The sequence below is a fragment of the Caballeronia concitans genome, assembly GCF_001544615.1.
In the GTDB taxonomy this organism is placed as follows: Bacteria; Pseudomonadota; Gammaproteobacteria; order Burkholderiales; family Burkholderiaceae; genus Caballeronia; species Caballeronia concitans.
Genome location: NZ_FCNV02000001.1, coordinates 827204 through 846313, shown reverse-complemented (window position 1 = coordinate 846313; position 19110 = coordinate 827204). Strand labels below are relative to the sequence as shown.

Annotated in this window: 17 protein-coding genes; 10 read left to right on the top strand and 7 right to left on the bottom strand. The window is 63.0% G+C overall.

All coding sequences use genetic code 11. The annotated features are described in order from the left end of the window. Nucleotides 1–39: 39 nt before the first annotated feature. The 4 genes from AWB72_RS03930 to purN form a co-directional block, all read right to left on the bottom strand. Entirely contained in the window at nt 40–1239 is a 1200-nt protein-coding gene (locus AWB72_RS03930; RefSeq protein WP_040051732.1) for a DesA family fatty acid desaturase, read from the bottom strand. A 250-nt stretch (nt 1240–1489) separates the two neighbouring features. Further along, entirely contained in the window at nt 1490–2866 is a 1377-nt protein-coding gene (locus AWB72_RS03925; protein ID WP_040051731.1) for a mechanosensitive ion channel family protein, read from the bottom strand. A gap of 12 nt (nt 2867–2878) precedes the next feature. Beyond that, nucleotides 2879–4174 carry an RsmB/NOP family class I SAM-dependent RNA methyltransferase gene (locus AWB72_RS03920; RefSeq protein ID WP_040051730.1) on the bottom strand — a complete coding sequence of 432 codons (1296 nt, stop codon included), beginning with the start codon at nt 4172–4174 and terminating at the stop codon, nt 2879–2881. Further along, the gene (gene purN, locus AWB72_RS03915; RefSeq protein ID WP_040051729.1) at nt 4171–4821 is read right to left on the bottom strand and encodes a phosphoribosylglycinamide formyltransferase; all 651 of its coding nucleotides are present in this window, start codon (nt 4819–4821) and stop codon (nt 4171–4173) included. The genes AWB72_RS03920 and purN overlap by 4 nt, the downstream gene beginning before the upstream one ends. Before the next feature lie 177 nt (nt 4822–4998). Between purN and AWB72_RS03910 the strand changes: the two genes are divergently transcribed. The 6 genes from AWB72_RS03910 (at nt 4999) to dut (ending at nt 12167) form a co-directional block, all read left to right on the top strand. Next, nucleotides 4999–5994, top strand: a complete 996-nt coding sequence (locus AWB72_RS03910; protein WP_040051728.1) for a bifunctional riboflavin kinase/FAD synthetase — start codon at nt 4999–5001, stop codon at nt 5992–5994. 103 nt (nt 5995–6097) lie between these two features. Continuing rightward, nucleotides 6098–8929: an isoleucine--tRNA ligase gene (ileS, locus tag AWB72_RS03905; RefSeq protein ID WP_040051727.1), complete on the top strand. Its 2832-nt coding sequence runs from the start codon at nt 6098–6100 to the stop codon at nt 8927–8929. Between the two features lie 14 nt (nt 8930–8943). Next, on the top strand, nt 8944–9438 hold the full coding sequence (lspA, locus tag AWB72_RS03900) for a signal peptidase II (protein WP_374728850.1): 495 nt from the start codon (nt 8944–8946) through the stop codon (nt 9436–9438). 55 nt (nt 9439–9493) lie between these two features. Continuing rightward, nucleotides 9494–10705, top strand: coding sequence for a bifunctional phosphopantothenoylcysteine decarboxylase/phosphopantothenate--cysteine ligase CoaBC (gene coaBC / locus AWB72_RS03895; RefSeq protein ID WP_040051725.1), 1212 nt, complete (start codon nt 9494–9496; stop codon nt 10703–10705). A 4-nt stretch (nt 10706–10709) separates the two neighbouring features. After that, nucleotides 10710–11717 carry an LLM class flavin-dependent oxidoreductase gene (locus tag AWB72_RS03890; RefSeq protein WP_040051724.1) on the top strand — a complete coding sequence of 336 codons (1008 nt, stop codon included), beginning with the start codon at nt 10710–10712 and terminating at the stop codon, nt 11715–11717. 3 nt (nt 11718–11720) lie between these two features. Then, nucleotides 11721–12167 (top strand): dUTP diphosphatase, encoded by a 447-nt coding sequence (dut, locus tag AWB72_RS03885; RefSeq protein ID WP_040051723.1) that lies wholly within the window; start codon nt 11721–11723, stop codon nt 12165–12167. Nucleotides 12168–12236: 69 nt separating this feature from the next. On the opposite strand, the gene clpA is transcribed toward dut, so the two are convergent. Then, nucleotides 12237–14540, bottom strand: a complete 2304-nt coding sequence (clpA, locus tag AWB72_RS03880; protein WP_040051722.1) for an ATP-dependent Clp protease ATP-binding subunit ClpA — start codon at nt 14538–14540, stop codon at nt 12237–12239. Next, entirely contained in the window at nt 14537–14851 is a 315-nt protein-coding gene (clpS, locus tag AWB72_RS03875) for an ATP-dependent Clp protease adapter ClpS (protein ID WP_040051721.1), read from the bottom strand. The genes clpA and clpS overlap by 4 nt, the downstream gene beginning before the upstream one ends. A 515-nt stretch (nt 14852–15366) precedes the next feature. On the opposite strand from clpS, the gene cspD reads away from it, so the two are divergent. Further along, complete coding sequence (gene cspD / locus AWB72_RS03870; RefSeq protein WP_008351201.1) at nt 15367–15573, top strand: cold shock domain-containing protein CspD; 207 nt, start codon at nt 15367–15369, stop codon at nt 15571–15573. A 188-nt stretch (nt 15574–15761) separates the two neighbouring features. Here the strand turns inward: cspD and icd are convergent, their stop codons facing one another. After that, nucleotides 15762–17018, bottom strand: a complete 1257-nt coding sequence (icd, locus tag AWB72_RS03865) for an NADP-dependent isocitrate dehydrogenase (RefSeq protein ID WP_040051720.1) — start codon at nt 17016–17018, stop codon at nt 15762–15764. Nucleotides 17019–17237: 219 nt separating this feature from the next. On the opposite strand from icd, the gene AWB72_RS03860 reads away from it, so the two are divergent. The 3 genes from AWB72_RS03860 to AWB72_RS03850 all read left to right on the top strand — a co-directional run bounded on the left by AWB72_RS03860 (nt 17238) and on the right by AWB72_RS03850 (nt 19098). Continuing rightward, nucleotides 17238–17813 carry a pseudouridine synthase gene (locus AWB72_RS03860; RefSeq protein ID WP_040051719.1) on the top strand — a complete coding sequence of 192 codons (576 nt, stop codon included), beginning with the start codon at nt 17238–17240 and terminating at the stop codon, nt 17811–17813. A 367-nt stretch (nt 17814–18180) separates the two neighbouring features. Next, complete coding sequence (locus AWB72_RS03855; RefSeq protein ID WP_084593006.1) at nt 18181–18396, top strand: hypothetical protein; 216 nt, start codon at nt 18181–18183, stop codon at nt 18394–18396. 261 nt (nt 18397–18657) lie between these two features. After that, a complete protein-coding gene (locus tag AWB72_RS03850; protein ID WP_244285535.1) occupies nt 18658–19098 on the top strand; it encodes a DUF192 domain-containing protein in 441 nt (146 codons plus the stop codon). Nucleotides 19099–19110 lie beyond the last annotated feature (12 nt).

The following is a 19110-nucleotide window of genomic DNA, read 5'->3' as shown; positions in this document are numbered from 1 at the left end:
CGGGGTCTTGTGACGTCTTTGAATCTTAGCGGATATCGCTTACAAAGCGTAGCGGCGCAGACGCAGCGCGAAGTCCTGCAGCGCCTTGATGCCGCTCTGCTCCGCGCGATGGCACCAGTCCTGCAACTGCGCCAGCAACTGCTCGCGCGACGCATTGGAACGATCCCACATTGCCGACAGATCCTTGCGCAGCTCGATATACGTGCGCAGCTTCTGATTGTCCGAGAACAGTTCCGGCAACTGCTTGCGCTGCGGTTCGTTCAGGCCGTCTTCCTCCTTGTGGAACCACTTGCGTGCGCCACGCATCAGCTGATATTTCTCGCGCGCGCCGGCTTCCTTCAGCTTCGCCAGTTCCTGCGCGTAGGCGTGCTTGAGCGCCTTGCCGTAGCGCGCCATCACTTCGTAGCGGTTCGCCAGCACGGCCTGCAGCGTGTCGTGATCGACGACTGCCTTGCTTTCCGACAGACGCGGCGTGGGCGCGAGCTTCTTCACCTTCGCGAGGCCGATTGCCGACAGGATGCGGATATACAGCCAGCCGATGTCGAACTCGTACCACTTGCTCGACAGCTTCGCCGACGTAGCGTACGTGTGGTGATTGTTATGCAGTTCTTCGCCGCCGATCAGAATGCCGAGCGGAAAGATGTTCGTGCTCGCATCGGCGGAATTGAAGTTGCGGTAGCCCCAGAAGTGCGCGAGACCGTTGACGACGCCCGCCGCCCAGAACGGAATCCAGATCATCTGCACGGCCCACACCGACAGGCCGACGATGCCGAACAGCGCGACGTCGATCACCATCATGATGCTGATGCCGAGAATCGGATAGCGCGTGTAGACGTTGCGCTCCATCCAGTCGTTCGGCGTGCCGTGACTGAAGCGGCGCAGCGTTTCTTCGTTCTTCGCTTCCGCGCGATAGAGTTCCGCGCCTTCGAGCAGCACCTTCCAGATGCCGCGCGTCTGCGGGCTATGCGGATCTTCTTCGGTCTCACACTTTGCGTGGTGTTTGCGATGGATCGCCGCCCACTGGCCGGTCAGCATGCCCGTGGTCATCCACAGCCAGAAGCGGAAGAAATGGCTCGCGATGGGATGCAGGTCCAGCGCGCGATGCGCCTGGCAGCGATGCAGATAGATGGTGACGCCGGCGATGGTGACGTGCGTCACTGCCAGCGTGAACAGCAGAATCTGCCACCAAGAAAAGTCGAGCAATCCGTTGGCGAGAAATTCAAGGGAAGAATTCAGCAAGGCGATTTACCTGTGTAGCTGTGAAATTCGGAAAAAATGGCCGGTCAAAACTGATTCGAAATACGTTGCGGCCAGCTTGTCGGGCACGTGAAAGGTGTGCGCGCGGGTTCGATCGCATTCTACTGCAGTCGTTCCAAGTCTTTGTCGTAAAGGTGAATTTTTTTGGATCATTCCTAAACGAGAAAAATCTCACGCATCGTGTTTCCCGGTATTCCTTTCAAAACGGAAGGAATGACGCACGCGCGACGGCTCAAGAGGCGTTGCGCGCGGCTCCTGCGGCTTCGTCGCCCAGCGAGTCGGCATTTCGTACCGAATCGGGCGACTTGCCGTGAAGGATTGTGACTTCGCGCTGCGCGTACGGAATCTCGATTCCGTTCTCCGAGAATAGTCGCCAGATGCGCCGGTTGACTTGCGACTTAACGCCGCCGGTTCCCTTCGCCGCGTCCTCGATCCAGAAGCTCAGTTCGAGATTGATGCCGTCCGCGCCGAAGCTCGCCAGAAGCGCGGCGGGCGCGGGATCCTGCAGCACGCGCTCGACGCCCTGTGTTGCTTCGACGAGCAATTGCATCGCTTGTTCCACGTCGCACTTATAGCTGACCTGCACGGCGACCTTCGCGTTCCCGCGCGTCAGGTACGACGAATGATTCTGTACGACATCGGTGATGAGCTTTTCGTTCGGAATCAGCGTTTCGATGCCGTCGAGCCCGCGCACCACCGTATAGCGCGTTCGAATCTGCGTGACGGTGCCCTGCGATCCGGCGACGTTGATCATGTCGCCGAGGCGCAGCGACCGGTCGAGCAGAATGATGAAGCCCGACACGTAATTGCTCGCGATCTTCTGCAGGCCGAAGCCGAGCCCCACGCCGAGCGCGCCGCCGAATACGCCGAGCACCGTGATGTCGATGCCGACGATCGACAGGCTCACGAGAATCGCCGCGAGAATCATCAGCGCCCGCGAGACGCGCGCGAGCACGACCTTGAGATTCGCGTCGAGCGAGCGGGCGCGCATCAGGCGGTCGTCGATGAGCGCGCCGGCCCACATCGCCACGATCAGCGTCACGCACACCCACAGCACGCCCGAGGCGAGCGACAGAAGCGTCATGTGCGCGTTGGCGATGTTGAAACGCACGCTCGCCATCCAGCGCACGACGTCGTCCTGAATGCCCATGACGGTGAGAAGCATCGCGAGCCAGACGATCACCGTGACGAGCTTTTCGAAGAGAAACAGCAGCGCATGCGCTTCGTGTTCCGCGCCGCCGCTGGCGCTCGTGCGGAACACGCGGCGCACCGCGTAGAACATCATGTAGATCACGGTGATGCCGCACAGCGGCACCAGCGCGAGCCGCAGCAGCGCCGTGTGGATGAACGGCGCCAGCGCCAGTTGCGCGACGGCCACGAACACCATGCCGAGCAGCGGAAACAGCGCCTTGTTGAGACTTTCCGCGCCGAAGCGCACGGCTTCGAAGCGGGACTGGCGGCGCGCGTCGAGCTTCTTGCGCAGCACGCGCGCGCACCACCAGGCGACGGCGAGCAGCCCGAGGAGCGCGCCGACCTGCCAGAGCACTTCGGGTTCGCCGAAATCGCGGAAAAGACGCTCCGACAGATGCGTCAGAAAGCGATTCTGCATCGGCGTGCGCGGTTACGCGTTCTCGTCCGCCGGCTTTTCGCCCTTCGCTTCCGGCACGCGTTCGAGCACGGCGGCGAAAAAGCCGTCGGTGCCGTGCTTGTGCGGCCACAGCGACAGATAATCGCCGGTATCGAGATCGATACGCTGCTCGGCGAGCACATCGCGCGCGGGCACGACGCGGAAGTTCGGATGCGTCTCCAGGAACTGCGCGACGACGTCTTCGTTTTCCGCCTGAAGCATGCTGCACGTCGCGTAGACGAGACGGCCGCCGCTTTTCACGAGACGCGCGGCGCTCGTGAGAATCGACAGCTGCTTGGGCGTGAGTTCGGCGACCGTCGCGGGCGATTGCCGCCACTTGAGATCAGGATTGCGACGCAGCGTGCCGAGGCCGGAGCACGGAGCATCGACGAGCACGCGGTCGATCTTGCCCGCGAGGCGCTTGATCTTCGCGTCGTGCTCGCTGTCGATCAGCACGGGATTCACGTTCGACAAACCGCTGCGCGCGAGGCGCGGCTTCAGCTTCGCGAGCCGGCGATCCGACACGTCGAAGGCATAGAGACGGCCGGTGGAGCGCATCATCGCGCCGAGCGCCAGCGTCTTGCCGCCCGCGCCCGCGCAGAAGTCGACGATCATCTCGCCACGGCGCGGCGCCATCAGCGAGCAGAGCAGCTGGCTACCCTCGTCCTGCACTTCGATCCAGCCTTCCTGAAACGGCGCGAGGCGCGTGAGCGCGGGCTTGCCTTCCACGCGGATGCCGAACGGCGCGAACGGCATTTCACCCGCGTCGATGCCCGCTTCCACGAGCGCCTTCAGCGCCGCTTCGCGCGTCGCCTTGATCGGATTCGCGCGCAGATCGAGCGGCGCCGGATAGTTCAGCGCGGCCGCGAGTTGCGCAAGTTCCTCGGGCGGGAAGCGCTTGCCCATCGCCTCGTAGATCCACTGCGGCAGGTTCGTGCGCACGCGCACCGGCAGGCTCGCCGGATCGATCTTCGACACTTGCGCGAGCCATTGATATTCGTCCGCGGACACGTGCGGCTTGAGCGCCGAGAGACCGGCGGTCTGCATCAGCCCGAGCAGCGCGAGACGGCGCGCCTGGTTGCCGCTGCCGCTTTCCGCGAGATGCGAGAACTCCATCTTCCGGCGCAGCACGGCGAACACCGCCTCGGCGATCACGCCGCGCTCGCCGTGGCCGAGCTTCGGATGCGCGCGGAAGAAGCGGCTCGTCGCGGCATCGGCGGGACCGGCGAAGCGCAGCACGTCCGCCAGCAGCGTTTCGGTTTGACCAATCAGAAATCCATGAAGCCTCATGCGCCCTCCCCGGCAATGTCGGCAAAGAGCCATTGCGGCTCAGACGGCGTAAGGGCGACACGTTCGCCCTCGATAGTTAAACGCCCTTCGATAAACCAGCGCACCGCGCGCGGGTAAATGATGTGTTCGACGGCGAGCACGCGCGCCGCGAGCGCGGCGGCATCGTCGCCGGCGATGACCGGCACCGCGCCCTGCGCGACGATCGGCCCGTGATCGAGCGTGGGCGTCACGAAATGGACGCTCGCGCCATGCACGCGCACGCCGGCGTCGAGCGCCTGCTGATGCGTGCGCAAGCCCGGAAAACACGGCAGCAGCGACGGATGCACATTCAGCATGCGGCCCGCGTAACGTTCGACGAACGCGTCGGTGAGCACGCGCATGAAGCCTGCCAGCACGACGACATCAGGTTCGAAGCGATCGATTTCGCGGGCAAGCGCCGCGTCGAATGCTTCGCGGCCGTCGAACGCGCGATGATCGACCACCGCGGTTTCGATGCCGTTCGCGGCCGCGAAGCCGAGTCCGGCGGCATCGGGCCGATTGGAAATGACTGCCGCGACGCGCGCCGGCCAGCCGTCACGCGCACACGCGCGCACGACGGCCTCCATGTTGCTCCCGCGTCCGGAGATCAGAATGACGATTTTTTTCATCCGCCGATTTTATCATTCGGCGGCGGCGAAAATCGTGCCAAAGGGCAGCAAGCGCCCGCGAAGGCCGCCGCCGCGCGCATCCGGACGCGCGCCCGGCCGGGCGCGCCCGTCGCCGCGTGCGAGCGTTTATAATCGAACGCTTTGCAGCATCAGCCCTCCCACCGACCAACGCCTATCGTGAGAGTCTTTCGCGGCCTCCCCAATGCCGAAAGCCGCGCGCCCTGCGCACTGACCATCGGCAATTTCGATGGTGTCCATCGCGGCCACCAGGCGCTGCTCGCGCGCGTGCGCGCCGCTGCTGACGCGCGCGGGCTGCCGGTCTGCGTCATGACTTTCGAGCCGCATCCGCGCGAGTTCTTCAATCCGGCGGGCGCGCCGCCGCGCATCGCGATGTTGCGCGACAAGCTCGAAGCGCTGCGCACGAACGGCGTGGATCGCGTGGTGGTCGAGCATTTCAATCACACGTTCGCGAGCCAGTCGCCGGATACGTTCGTCAAGAACGTCATCGTCGACGGCCTGCACGCGCGCTGGGTCATGGTCGGCGACGACTTCTGCTACGGCGCGAAGCGCGCCGGCAACTTCGATTCACTGAAAGCCGCCGGCGAGAAATACGGCTTCGAAGTGGAGCAGATGGCCACGGTCGCGCATCCGAACGGCGCGCGCATTTCGTCGTCGTCGGTGCGGGCGTCGCTCGTCGCGGGCGATTTGGACGCCGCGCATGTCGCGCTCGGGCGTCCGTACGTGATCAGCGGTCATGTCGTGCACGGCGCGAAGCTCGGCCGCGATCTCGGCTTTCCCACGCTCAACCTGCCGATCGCGCACAAGCGGCCGGCGGCGTCGGGCATCTTCGTCGTGCGCGTGCACGGTCTCGCCGAGGAACCGCTTCCTGCCGTCGCGAGTCTCGGGCTGCGTCCGACCGTCGACGATTCCGGCCGCGTGCTCCTCGAAGTCTTCGTGCTCGACTGGCACGGCGACGCGTACGGCAAGCTCGTGCGCGTCGAATTCCTGAAGAAGCTGCGCGACGAGGAAAAGTACGTGGACCTCGAAACGCTGTCCGCCGCCATCGCGAAGGATGTCGACAACACGCGCGCCTATTTCGGCCTGCCGCCCGCGAGCAACGCCGGCAGCCGCGCCACGGGCTTCGCCATTTCGGCCACTGACCGAATTAGGTGAGCGCGCGGTGCCGCTTTGAGAAAAGCGCATCGCCCGCTGCCCCGCCTTCGAATCATCGCGCGTAGTTTGCAAGCGCCGTCTCACCGAATTCACTGAGTCACTCATGAGCGACAAGAAAGAGAAAGCCTCCTCGAAGTATCCGGTCAACCTGCTCGATACGCCCTTCCCCATGCGCGGCGACTTGCCGAAGCGCGAGCCGTCGTGGGTCAAGGAATGGCAGGACAAGAAGATCTACGAGAAGATCCGCGCCGCCTCGAAAGGCCGCAAGAAATTCATCCTGCACGACGGCCCGCCGTACGCGAACGGCGACATCCACCTGGGCCACGCCGTCAACAAGATCCTGAAGGACATGATCGTCAAGGCGCGCAATCTCGCGGGCTTCGACGCCGTCTACGTGCCGGGCTGGGACTGCCACGGCATGCCGATCGAAATCCAGATCGAAAAGCAGTTCGGCAAGTCGCTGCCCGCCACCGAAGTGATGCAGAAGGCGCGCGCGTACGCGAGCGAGCAGATCGAGAAGCAGAAGGTCGGCTTTCGCCGGCTCGGCGTGCTCGGCGACTGGGACAATCCGTACAAGACGATGAACTTCGTCAACGAGGCCGGTGAAATCCGCGCGCTCGGCAAGATCATGGAAAAGGGCTACGTGTTCCGTGGCCTGAAGCCGGTGAACTGGTGCTTCGATTGCGGCTCGGCGCTGGCCGAGGCGGAAGTCGAGTACAAGGACAAGACCGATCCGACCATCGACGTGATGTTCGCGTTCGCCGAACCGGAAAAGACCGCGCAGGCGTTCGGTTTGCCCGCGCTGCCGAAGACCGAAGGCGGCATCGTCATCTGGACGACGACGCCCTGGACGATTCCCGCGAACCAGGCGCTCAACGTGCATCCGGAGATCGTGTACGCGCTCGTCGATACCCCGCGCGGCTTGCTGATCCTCGCGCAGGAGCGCGTGGAAGCGTGCCTGCAGAACTATGGCCTGCCGGGCGAGATCATCGCGACGGCGACCGGCGAGAAGCTCGCCAACCTGCGCTTCCATCATCCGCTCGCGGCGGCGCATCCGGGCTACAAGCGCACGTCGCCGGTCTATCTCGGCGAGTACGTGACGACCGAAAGCGGCACGGGCGTCGTGCACTCGTCGCCGGCGTACGGCGTGGAAGACTTCGTTTCGTGCAAGGCGCACGGCATGGCGGATTCGGACATCATCAACCCGGTGATGGGCGATGGCCGCTACATCGAATCGCTGCCGCTCTTCGGCGGGCTGTCGATCTGGAAGGCGAATCCGCAGATCGTCGAGGCGCTCGGCAGCGCCGGATCGCTGCTCAAGACCGAAAAGTACACGCACAGCTACATGCACTGCTGGCGCCACAAGTCGCCGATCATCTATCGCGCGACGTCGCAATGGTTCGCGGGCATGGACGTGAAGCCGGCGGACGGCGCCAAGACGCTGCGCGAAACGGCGCTCGAAGGCATCGAGAACACGGCGTTCTATCCGTCGTGGGGCAAGCAGCGTCTTTACAGCATGATCGCGAATCGCCCGGACTGGACGCTCTCGCGTCAGCGCCAATGGGGCGTGCCGATGGCGTTCTTCGTCCACAAGGAAACCGGCGAGCTGCATCCGCGCACGCTGGAATTGCTGGAAGAAGTCGCGAAACGCGTGGAGCAAGGCGGCATCGAGACGTGGCAATCGCTCGATCCGCGCGAATTGCTCGGCGACGACGCCAACATGTACGAAAAGAACCGCGACACGCTCGACGTGTGGTTCGATTCCGGCACGACGCACTGGCACGTGCTGCGCGGCTCGCACAAGGATGAGCTGCAGTTCCCGGCCGATCTGTATCTCGAAGGTTCGGACCAGCATCGCGGGTGGTTCCATTCGTCGCTGCTGACGGCTTCGATGCTCGACGGCCGCCCGCCCTACGACGCGCTGCTCACGCACGGCTTCACCGTCGATGGCGAAGGCCGCAAGATGTCGAAGTCGCTCGGCAATGGCGTCGATCCGCACGAAGTGGCGAACCGCCTCGGCGCGGAGATCATCCGCTTGTGGATCGCATCGACGGATTATTCCGGCGAGCTCGCCATCTCCGAGGAAATCCTGAAGCGCGTGACGGAGACGTATCGCCGGATTCGCAACACGCTGCGCTTCCTGCTCGCGAACCTGTCGGATTTCGACTTCGACAAGAACGCCGTGCCGGTTCAGGACTGGCTCGAAATCGACCGCTACGCGATCGCGCTCACGCGCAACCTGCAGGACGACGCACTCGCGCATTACGAGAAGTACGAGTTCCATCCGGTCGTCGCGAAGCTCGCCACGTTCTGTTCGGAAGATCTGGGCGGCTTCTATCTCGACGTGCTGAAGGACCGTCTCTACACGATGAAGCCCGATTCGCGCGAGCGCCGCAGCGCGCAGACCGCGCTGTATTACATCGCGCACGGCCTGCTGCGTCTCGTCGCGCCGTATCTCTCGTTCACGGCGGAAGAGGCGTACAAGGTGCTGAAGCCGGGTCAGGACACCATCTTCACCGAAGTCTTCGCGACGTATCCGGACATCGCCAACGGCGGCGAACTGCTCGACAAGTGGACGCTCATCCGCAACGCGCGCGGCGACGTGACGAAGGCGCTGGAAGAAGCGCGCACGGCGAACGAGATCGGCTCGTCGCTGCAGGCCGAAGTCGTCGTGCGGGCGAGCGGCGCGCGTTATGAAGCGTTGTCCAGTCTCGGCGATGCGCTGCGCTTCGTGCTGATCACGTCATCGGCGAAAGTAGAGCAAGTGGCGAGCGAAGCGGAAGAAGGCGTCGACGTGACGGCATCGAGCTATCTGAAGTGCGAGCGCTGCTGGCACTACTGCGCGGACGTCGGCTCGCACCCGGAGCATCCGGGCCTGTGCGGCCGCTGCTTCTCCAATCTCTTCGGCGCTGGTGAAACGCGAGGCGCAGCATAATGGCAACAAGGACGATGGCGAAACAAACTTCCTCGAGTGGATCGCTCGCGCCGTGGCTCGGCGTCGCGCTGATCGTGATTCTGTTCGACCAGTTGACGAAGATCGCAGTGCAAAAGGTATTCGCGTATGGCGAGCCGCATGCACTCGCGCCGTTCTTCAACCTGCTGCTCGTCTATAACCGCGGCGCGGCGTTCAGCTTCCTCGCGGCGGCGGGCGGCTGGCAGCGCTGGGCGTTCACGGGGCTCGGCGTCGTGGCGGCGGCCGTCATCTGCTATCTGCTCAAGAAGAATTCGACGCAGCGGCTCTTCTGCACGGCGCTCGCGCTCATCATGGGCGGCGCGATCGGCAACGTGATCGACCGGCTCGCCTACGGCCACGTGATCGACTTCCTCGACTTTCACGTGAACGCGTGGCACTGGCCCGCGTTCAACCTCGCCGATACCGCGATCACCATCGGCGCTGTGCTCTTGATCTTCGACGAACTGCGGCGCGTGCGCGGATCGCGATGACGTACACGGCGCGGCTCCTTTTCGGGAGCCGCGCTTTTTTTGCGACGGAGGCAAGTTGGAACTCGCAGGCAAACATCTCGTATTGGGGCTGACGGGCGGCATCGCGTGCTACAAGATCGCGGAGCTGACGCGTCTGCTCGTGAAGGCCGGCGCGACCGTGCAGATCGTGATGACGGAAGCGGCCACGCAGTTCATCACGCCCGTCACCATGCAGGCGCTGTCGGGCCGGCCGGTGTACGTCTCGCAATGGGATGCGCGCATGCCGAACAACATGGCGCACATCGATTTGTCGCGCGAGGCGGATGCCATCGTCATCGCGCCCGCGTCCACCGACTTCATCGCGAAGCTCGCGCACGGCATGTGCGACGACCTGCTCTCCACGCTATGCGTCGCGCGCGATTGCCCGCTCCTCGTCGTCCCGGCGATGAATCGCCAGATGTGGCAAAACGCGGCGACGCAGCGCAACGTCGCGCAAGTACGCGATGACGGCATCGAAGTGCTCGGGCCGGATTCCGGCTCGCAGGCGTGCGGCGAAGTTGGCGACGGTCGCATGCTGGAGCCGTCGGTCACGTTCGAAGCCATTTGCGCGTTCTTCCAGCCGAAGATCCTGCGCGGCCAGCGCGTGCTGATCACCGCCGGTCCCACGTTCGAACCGCTCGATCCGGTGCGCGGCATCACGAATCGCTCGTCGGGCAAGATGGGTTTCGCGCTCGCGCGCGCGGCGGCGCAGGCGGGCGCGGACGTGCATCTCGTCGCCGGGCCGGTCTCGCTGCCGACGCCGTGGGGCGTGTATCGCGAAGACGTGCAGACGGCGCAGCAGATGCACGACGCCGTCATGGAAGCCACGTCCGACGCGGACATCTTCATCGCGGTGGCGGCGGTGGCGGACTGGCGCGTGGATCACGCGAGCGCGCAGAAGATCAAGAAGACGCCGGGCCAGCCGCTGCCGACGTTCGATTTCGTCGAGAATCCGGACATTCTCGCGTCGGTGGCGAAGCTGCCGAATCCGCCTTACTGCGTGGGCTTCGCGGCCGAAAGCGGCGACCTCGAATTGCACGGCGAAGAAAAGCGCAAGCGCAAGAACGTGCCGCTGCTCATCGGCAATCTCGGTCCGCTCACCTTCGGCCGCGACGACAACGAAGTCGTGCTGTTCGAAGCATCGGGCACGACGCCGTTGCCGCGCGCCGACAAGCAGAGCCTCGCGCGCACGCTGATCGCGGAAATCGCCAAACGCGCGCCGCGCGGCGGCGGCATGCTCTTCTCCTGAATCCATGACGAAGCTATCCGTTCTCGATCAAACGCCGGTCATCCACGGCCACACGGTCGCGGATGCCATCGCGGCCACGCTCGACCTCGCGCAACTCGCCGACGATCTCGGCTACACGCGCTACTGGTGCGCGGAGCATCACGGCTTGCATGGCGTGTCGAATCCGTGTCCGGAAGTGATGCTGGCGCGCATCGGCAGCCTGACGAAGCGCATTCGCATCGGCTCGGGCGGCGTCATGCTGCCGTACTATTCGCCGTTCAAGGTCGCCGAGCAATTCCTGATGCTCGAAGCGCTGTTTCCGAATCGCGTCGATCTGGGCGTGGGACGCGCGCCGGGTGGCGACATGCGCACCGCGCAGGCGGTCGCGGCGGGTTCGTACAATCGTGGCGATATTTTTCCGGAGCAAGTCGCCGAACTGATCGCGCTCTTCGAGGGCAACGTCCCCGACGATTCGCTCGCCAAAGGCGTGCTGCTGCAACCGCAGATCGATACGCGTCCCGAACTGTGGATGCTCGGATCGAGCGACTTCGGCGGCCTGCTCGCGGCGCAGCTCGGCATCCGCTATGCGTTCGCGCACTTCATCAACGCGCAGTATGGGCATCGCGTGGCCGAGGCGTATCGCGAGCGCTTCACCGCCGGACATGAAGCGAAGCCGTATCTCGCGGCAGCCGTGTTCGTGATCTGCGCCGATACCGACGAAGAAGCCGAAGCACTGGAGAAGGCCGTCGATCTGCGCCGCGTGCAGATGGCCTACGGCCTCAATCAGCCGATTCCGTCCATCGCGCAAGGCGCCGCGCAGCAATACGGCGAGCGCGAACGCGCGGTCATCGCGCATGAGAAAGCGCGCAGCATCATCGGCACGCCGGAACGCGTGACCGAGGAACTGCACGCGTTGCAGGAACGATCCAACGCCGACGAACTGATCGTGCTGACAGTCGCCGGCAGCTACGCCGCACGCACGCGGTCCTATCAACTTCTCGCCGACGCGTTCGCGCTCGGCGCTCAAGCCTGAACCATGAAACTCGACGTCAAGATTCTCGACGCGCGCATGCGCGACTTCATGCCCGCCTACGCGACGCCCGGCAGCGCGGGCCTCGACCTGCGTGCGTGTCTGGATGCGCCGCTCGTCATCGAGCCGCATCAGACGGTGCTCGTGCCGACCGGCCTCGCCATTCACCTCGCCGATCCCGGCTATGCCGCGCTCATCCTGCCGCGCTCGGGTCTCGGCCATAAGCACGGCATCGTGCTCGGCAATCTCGTCGGGCTGATCGATTCGGATTATCAAGGCCAACTGATGGTCTCGACGTGGAATCGCGGCGATACCGCGTTTACGCTCAATCCGATGGAACGGCTCGCGCAACTCGTGATCGTGCCGGTCGTGCAGGCGCAGTTCAATATCGTCGACGACTTCGAAGCGAGCGAGCGCGGCGCGGGCGGCTTCGGCAGCACGGGCAAGCACTGAGCTTCTTCGAGGCGAAAAAAAAACGGCGCGGTCGAAACCGCGCCGTTTTTCACTCGTGCTGCCGAAACATCAATCCACTTCGATCGCTTCCGGATTCGGATTGCGCGGCGGAGCCGAGTTCTCGTCGAACGTGAGCTGCACCTTGTCGTCCGCATCGACGTCCACGGTCACGCGGCCGCCGTTGAGCAGCTTGCCGAAGAGAAGCTCGTCGGCGAGTGCGCGGCGAATCGTGTCCTGAATCAGACGCTGCATCGGACGCGCGCCCATCAGCGGATCGAAACCGTGCTTCGCGAGATGCTTGCGCAGCGCGTCGGTGAAGACGGCATCGACCTTCTTCTCGTGCAGCTGATCTTCCAGTTGCATGAGGAACTTGTCGACCACGCGCAGGATGATTTCCTCGTCCAGCGAGCGGAAGCTGATGATCGCGTCCAGACGGTTGCGGAACTCCGGCGTGAACATGCGCTTGATGTCGGCCATTTCGTCGCCCGACTCGCGGCGCGACGTGAAGCCGATCACCGCCTTGCCCATCGCCTCGGCGCCCGCGTTCGTCGTCATGATGATGATGACGTTGCGGAAATCCGCCTTGCGGCCGTTGTTGTCCGTCAGCGTGCCGTGGTCCATCACCTGCAGCAGCACGTTGTAGATGTCCGGATGCGCCTTCTCGATTTCGTCCAGAAGCAGCACGCAATGCGGCTTCTTCGTGACGGCCTCGGTCAGCAAACCGCCCTGATCGAATCCGACATAGCCCGGCGGCGCGCCGATCAGCCGGCTCACCGCATGACGCTCCATGTACTCGGACATGTCGAAGCGCAGCAGTTCGATGCCCAGCGTGAACGCGAGCTGCTTCGCCACTTCGGTCTTGCCGACGCCCGTCGGACCCGAGAACAGGAACGCGCCGATCGGCTTGTCCGTCTTGCCGAGGCCCGCGCGCGCCATCTTGATCGATGCCGACAGCGCATCGATCGCCGGGTCTTGCCCGAACACGACGGCCTTCAGATCGCGATCCAAAGTCTGGAGCTTGCTGCGGTCGTCCTGCGACACGCTCTGCGCCGGCACACGCGCGATCTTCGAGATGATCTCTTCGATCTCGCTCTTGCCGATAGTCTTCTTCTGCTTCGACTTCGGCAGAATGCGCTGCGCCGCGCCCGCTTCGTCGATCACGTCGATGGCCTTGTCCGGCAAATGACGATCCGTGATGAAGCGCGCCGACAGTTCAGCCGCCGCCGACAGCGCACCCGACGAGTACTTCACGCCGTGATGCTCTTCGAAGCGCGACTTGAGGCCACGCAGAATGGCGACCGTCTGCTCGACGGACGGCTCGGTGACATCGACCTTCTGGAAGCGCCGCGAGAGCGCCGCGTCCTTCTCGAAGATGCCGCGATATTCGGTGAACGTCGTCGCGCCGATGCACTTCAGTTGCCCCGACGACAGCGCCGGCTTGAGCAGGTTCGACGCGTCGAGCGTGCCGCCCGATGCCGCGCCCGCGCCGATCAGCGTGTGGATTTCGTCGATGAACAGAATGGCATGCGGACGCTCCTTCAGTTCCTTCAGCACCGTCTTGAGACGCTGCTCGAAGTCGCCGCGATACTTCGTGCCCGCGAGCAACGCGCCCATGTCGAGCGAGTAGACCTGCGCATCCGCGAGGATGTCCGGCACTTCGCCACGCGTGATGCGCCAGGCGAGACCTTCGGCGATCGCCGTCTTGCCCACGCCTGCTTCGCCCACGAGCAGCGGATTGTTCTTGCGGCGGCGGCAGAGCACCTGCACCACGCGCTCGACTTCGAGCTCGCGGCCGATCAGCGGATCGATCTTGCCGTCCTTCGCTTGCTGATTCAGGTTCTGCGTGAACTGCGCGAGCGGCGTTTCCTTCTGAGCGGCGGCGTCTTCCGATTCCGGATTCGCTTCGCTGTTGGCCTTCGCGGCATCGCCGCTGTTCGTCTTCGCGATGCCATGCGAAATGAAATTCACGACATCCAGCCGCGTCACGCCCTGCTGTTGCAGGTAGTAGACCGCGTGCGAGTCCTTCTCGCCGAAGATCGCGACGAGCACGTTCGCGCCCGTCACTTCCTTCTTGCCGTTCGACGTCGATTGCACATGCATGATCGCGCGCTGAATCACACGCTGGAAACCAAGCGTCGGCTGAGTATCGACGTCGTCCGTGCCGGGCACGGTCGGCGTGTTGTCATGAATGAAATTGCGCAGGTTCTGACGCAAATCTTCGATGTTTGCTGCGCAGGCGCGCAACACCTCAGCGGCGGTCGGATTGTCCAACAAGGCCAGTAAAAGATGCTCGACCGTAATGAACTCGTGCCGCGCCTGACGTGCTTCCATAAACGCCATGTGCAGACTGACTTCCAGTTCCTGGGCAATCATGCTTCCTCCATCACGCACTGCAGCGGATGCCCCGCCTGCCGTGCATGGCTAACGACTTGCTCAACTTTGGTCGACGCAATGTCCCGCGTGTAGACCCCACAAACTCCCCTGCCCTCGCGATGAACCTTCAGCATGATCTGCGTCGCAGTCTCACGATCCTTATTGAAGTATTCCTGCACGATCATCACGACGAATTCCATCGGCGTGAAGTCGTCATTCAGCAGCACCACCTTGTACATCGACGGCTTCTTGAGCTTCTGCTCCTGCCGCTCGAGTACCGTGCCATCCTGCTTGTTGGGATTAATCGCCATACACCCATTCTAAACAACACGGGCGCTGTCGCAATTGCCGCTCCAGCACCGGCCAAACGACCGGAAAGGGTTACTGAAACGCGCGTTACGCAGCTACCGTCCATCGAATCCTGCCGGCGCCCAACGGTTCGGCGCGGCCCGCTTGCTTCTCGTCGAATCCAGTATCGCACAGCTTCAAAAAAAACAAACCGCAACACCGTGGCGGGCTGCCGGGCGTATCACACAAGTGAGTCGATTATGCGACTTTTCAAGATGACTTGCTTGGACGGAGGCGCACACGCAAAGCAGGAATTACCCTACGAATGTGATCTCTGCAACGAGCATAAGCTCTATCCTAAAAAAATCTTGACACTCGATTTAAGAGATTCAACAATCAAACTGGCACTTTTTTCCGGGGGCCTCCGGGCAAAAATGGCCGAGGTGAGCTAGTGAGGAGGAGCGGTTGGCTTGAGGGGTGAGCCGTCGAGCTTTTCGAACGTGCTCGGGTTGCGACGAGAGTTAGAGGGGAAGTACGAATGTCTACTGGTACGGTCAAGTGGTTCAACGACGCGAAAGGCTACGGATTCATCACGCCCGATGAAGGCGGCGAGGATCTGTTCGCACATTTCTCGGCGATTCAAATGAACGGTTTCAAGACGCTCAAGGAAGGCCAGAAGGTTTCTTTCGAGATCGTCCAGGGACCGAAGGGCAAACAGGCATCGAACATCCAGGACGCTGCCTGACCGGTCGGTTGCATTTTGCCTCGTGAAACCCGGCCGTCGTGCCGGGTTTTTTTTCGTCCCCCGTTTTCACGCATGAGCCGCAACGCTGCGACCCCCGTCGACAAAATTAAAAAACCCCGAAAGACCGGAGTCCATCGGGGTTATTCAATATCGGGAAATATGGGCGATGGCAAGCGAGGCGCGAGCGCTCACATATTCTCGATCATCACGTCGCCGAACGCCGAACACGACACCTGCGTCGCGCCTTCCATGAGCCGGGCGAAGTCGTAGGTGACGCGTTTCGACAGAATCGACCGCTCCATCGACGCGATGATGCGATCCGCCGCTTCGGTCCAGCCGAGATGGCGCAGCATCATTTCGGCGGACAGAATTTCGGAGCCCGGATTCACATAATCCTTGCCGGCGTATTTCGGCGCCGTGCCGTGCGTCGCTTCGAACATTGCAACGGAATCCGACATGTTCGCGCCCGGCGCAATGCCGATTCCGCCCACCTGCGCCGCGAGCGCATCCGAAATGTAGTCGCCGTTCAGGTTCAGCGTGGCGATCACGTCGTATTCGGCGGGGCGCAGCAGGATTTGCTGCAGGAAGGCGTCGGCGATCACGTCTTTCACGACGACTTCCGCGCCCGTCTTCGGATGCTTCACCTTCATCCACGGACCGCCGTCGATCAGTTCCGCGCCGAACTCCTTCTGCGCGAGCGCGTAGCCGTAATCGCGGAACGCGCCTTCCGTGAACTTCATGATGTTGCCCTTGTGCACGAGCGTCACCGAGCGGCGATTGTTGTCGAGCGCGTATTGAATCGCCTTGCGCACGAGCCGCTCCGTGCCTTCGCGCGACACCGGCTTGATGCCCAGGCCCGACGACTCCGGAAAGCGGATCTTCTTCACGCCCATTTCATCGCGCAGGAACGCGATCACCTTCTTCGCTTCGGGTGAACCGGCGGGCCACTCGATGCCCGCGTAGATGTCCTCCGAGTTCTCGCGGAAGATGACCATGTCGATCTTCTCCGGCTCGCGCACCGGCGACGGGACGCCCTTGAAGTACTGCACCGGGCGCAGGCACACGTAAAGATCGAGCTGCTGGCGAAGCGCGACGTTCAGCGACCGGATGCCGCCGCCGACCGGCGTGGTCAGCGGCCCCTTGATCGACACGATGTATTCCTTCACCACATCCAGCGTTTCGTCCGGCAGCCAGACGTCCGGACCGTAGACGCGCGTGGCCTTCTCGCCCGCGTAGGTTTCCATCCAGTGGATCTTGCGCTTGCCGCCGTAGGCCTTCTCCACCGCCGCATCGACCACCTTGATCATGACGGGCGTGATGTCGACGCCCGTGCCGTCGCCCTCGATATACGGGATGATCGGCTGATCCGGGACGTTGAGCGAGAAATCCGCGTTGACGGTGATTTTTTCACCGTCCGCCGGTACCTTGATGTGCTGATACGGCATGGTCGACTCCAGAGAAGGTCGGGCTCTAATGGCTCTAATGACACTGACGAATAACGAAAGCTGACCGGATCGCGCGGGGACGGCCAGGCGTCGTCCGTGGGGATGGCCAGGACATCATTCTAACCATGCCCCGCGTGCCGGCCGGAGCCCTCGATCCAGCGAAAACAGTTTGCGAATCATTATGCATTATGATGCCGCTCCAACCTTCCCCGCCTCCCGATGACGCTCATCGCTCTCAATAAACCCTTCGGCACGATCTGCCAGTTCTCGGCGCATGAGACGCGTGCCTCGCTCGGCGACTGGGTGAAGACGCCAGGCGTCTATCCCGCGGGTCGTCTCGACGCCGACAGCGAAGGGCTCCTGCTCCTCACCGACGACGGCGCGCTGCAGGCGCGCATTGCCGAGCCGCGTCACAAGCTCGTCAAGCGCTATTGGGCGCAAGTCGAAGGCGCACCCGGCGAAGAAACGCTCGCGCGTCTCGCGAAAGGCGTCGATCTCGGCGACTTCGTGACGCGTCCGTGCAGCACGCTGTTCATCGCCGATGAACAGATCGAGGCGCTATGGCCGCGCAATCCGCCGATCCGCTATCGCGCCGCGATTCCGACGACGTGGATCGAACTCGCGATCACCGAGGGCAAGAACCGGCAGGTCAGGCGGATGACCGCCGCCGTGGGTTTTCCGACGCTGCGGCTCGTGCGTGTCGCGATCGGCGCGCTCGATATCTTCGCGCTCGGTCTCGCGCCCGGCGAGACGGTCGAAGTGCCGGACCGTTCGCCGTGGCAGCGTGCCCGATGAACCATTGCATCGCATTCGCCCATGCGGTCTTCGCGATGCCATTTCATGTCGACGACATCGAAATATGCAAGGCCGCTTGCACTGCGAACGTTTTTTTCATTCGCCGCGCGATTCTCTGAAAAAACGCGTCAACCGACCGTTTGCACGATGCGTTAAGCGCCACAGATGCCGTGCAAAAGCTATCCGGCATGAGCGAATTAGCCTTTCGATAACCTGTGTGCTCCAGGCTATTTGAAAGGAAAAGCGTTCACAGCCGTATCGACTTCTTTTGTCGATAAGACTGTCAACCGAAAGGTGGATGGCTCGTTTACCGACATGACTCATTGACCGGGTCGTTGGTTAATCAACTCAAGCTGAGGATTCACAAATGAACAAACTGATCGCTGCTCTCGTCGCTGGCCTGTTCGCAACGGCTGCATTCGCACAAGCTTCGGCTCCGGAAGCTGCTGCTCCGGCCGCTGCTTCGGCTGCTGCTCCGGCGAAGGCACACAAGTCGTCGAAGAAGCACGCACACAAGGCTTCGCACAAGAAGTCGCACAAGGCTGCCGCTTCGGCACCGGAAGCTGCTTCCGCAGCTCAGTAAGTTCGTTGTAAGAGGCGGTAAAGCGAAGTCAATAACGAGCATTACCGCCGCTTGCGGCGTTAAAAGGCAGATCGCCGTAAGGCATCTGCCTTTTTGTTTTTGTATTGCGCTTCGCGCTTCGAGTAACATGCGCGGGCCTGCTGGTTATCCGGCACCACCGCAATCCCGTTTTCAAAGGAGCATCGTGTGAATCCGCTGTTGCTTTCTCTTCGCGCCTTGCGTTCGCGCATGACCGGCGCGGCGCGCGCCTTGTTCATCGCGATGCTGCTGCCGCTCGCATCGATTCCGCTTGCCGAGGCGCAGACCATGCCGCCCGGCGCGAAACAACCGTCCGAATTCCCGCGCGCGAAGCTCACCGCCGGCATGTACGTGATCGATGCCGCCGTCGCCGCAAGCGACGCGGATCGCGAACAAGGTCTCATGTATCGCACGCAGCTCGGCGCGAACGAAGGCATGCTCTTCGTGTTCAACGAGAACGCCGTGCACTGCTTCTGGATGAAAAACACGCTGATCCCGCTGTCGATCGCGTTCATCCGCGCGGACGGCACGATCACCGATATCGACGAGATGCAGGCCGAGACGGAGAACAACCACTGCCCGCGCAACAACGGCGTCTATGCGCTGGAGATGAGCAAGGGCTGGTTCGCGGCGAAGGGCATCAAGCCGGGCGTGAAGATCAAGGGATTGCCGGGCGTTCAGTGAACCGTCATTGAA

Excerpts from the sequence above, each read along its gene's own strand:
- clpA (WP_040051722.1), bottom strand. The coding sequence starts at position 14,540 with ATGATTGCCCAGGAACTGGAAGTCAGTCTGCACATGGCGTTTATGGAA.
- dut (WP_040051723.1), top strand. The coding sequence starts at position 11,721 with ATGAAACTCGACGTCAAGATTCTCGACGCGCGCATGCGCGACTTCATG.
- purN (WP_040051729.1), bottom strand. The coding sequence starts at position 4,821 with ATGAAAAAAATCGTCATTCTGATCTCCGGACGCGGGAGCAACATGGAG.
- clpS (WP_040051721.1), bottom strand. The coding sequence starts at position 14,851 with ATGGCGATTAATCCCAACAAGCAGGATGGCACGGTACTCGAGCGGCAG.
- AWB72_RS03920 (WP_040051730.1), bottom strand. The coding sequence starts at position 4,174 with ATGAGGCTTCATGGATTTCTGATTGGTCAAACCGAAACGCTGCTGGCG.
- AWB72_RS03860 (WP_040051719.1), top strand. The coding sequence starts at position 17,238 with ATGACGCTCATCGCTCTCAATAAACCCTTCGGCACGATCTGCCAGTTC.
- ileS (WP_040051727.1), top strand. The coding sequence starts at position 6,098 with ATGAGCGACAAGAAAGAGAAAGCCTCCTCGAAGTATCCGGTCAACCTG.
- AWB72_RS03850 (WP_244285535.1), top strand. The coding sequence starts at position 18,658 with ATGCTGCTGCCGCTCGCATCGATTCCGCTTGCCGAGGCGCAGACCATG.
- icd (WP_040051720.1), bottom strand. The coding sequence starts at position 17,018 with ATGCCGTATCAGCACATCAAGGTACCGGCGGACGGTGAAAAAATCACC.
- lspA (WP_374728850.1), top strand. The coding sequence starts at position 8,944 with ATGGCGAAACAAACTTCCTCGAGTGGATCGCTCGCGCCGTGGCTCGGC.
- AWB72_RS03890 (WP_040051724.1), top strand. The coding sequence starts at position 10,710 with ATGACGAAGCTATCCGTTCTCGATCAAACGCCGGTCATCCACGGCCAC.
- AWB72_RS03855 (WP_084593006.1), top strand. The coding sequence starts at position 18,181 with ATGAACAAACTGATCGCTGCTCTCGTCGCTGGCCTGTTCGCAACGGCT.
- cspD (WP_008351201.1), top strand. The coding sequence starts at position 15,367 with ATGTCTACTGGTACGGTCAAGTGGTTCAACGACGCGAAAGGCTACGGA.
- AWB72_RS03925 (WP_040051731.1), bottom strand. The coding sequence starts at position 2,866 with ATGCAGAATCGCTTTCTGACGCATCTGTCGGAGCGTCTTTTCCGCGAT.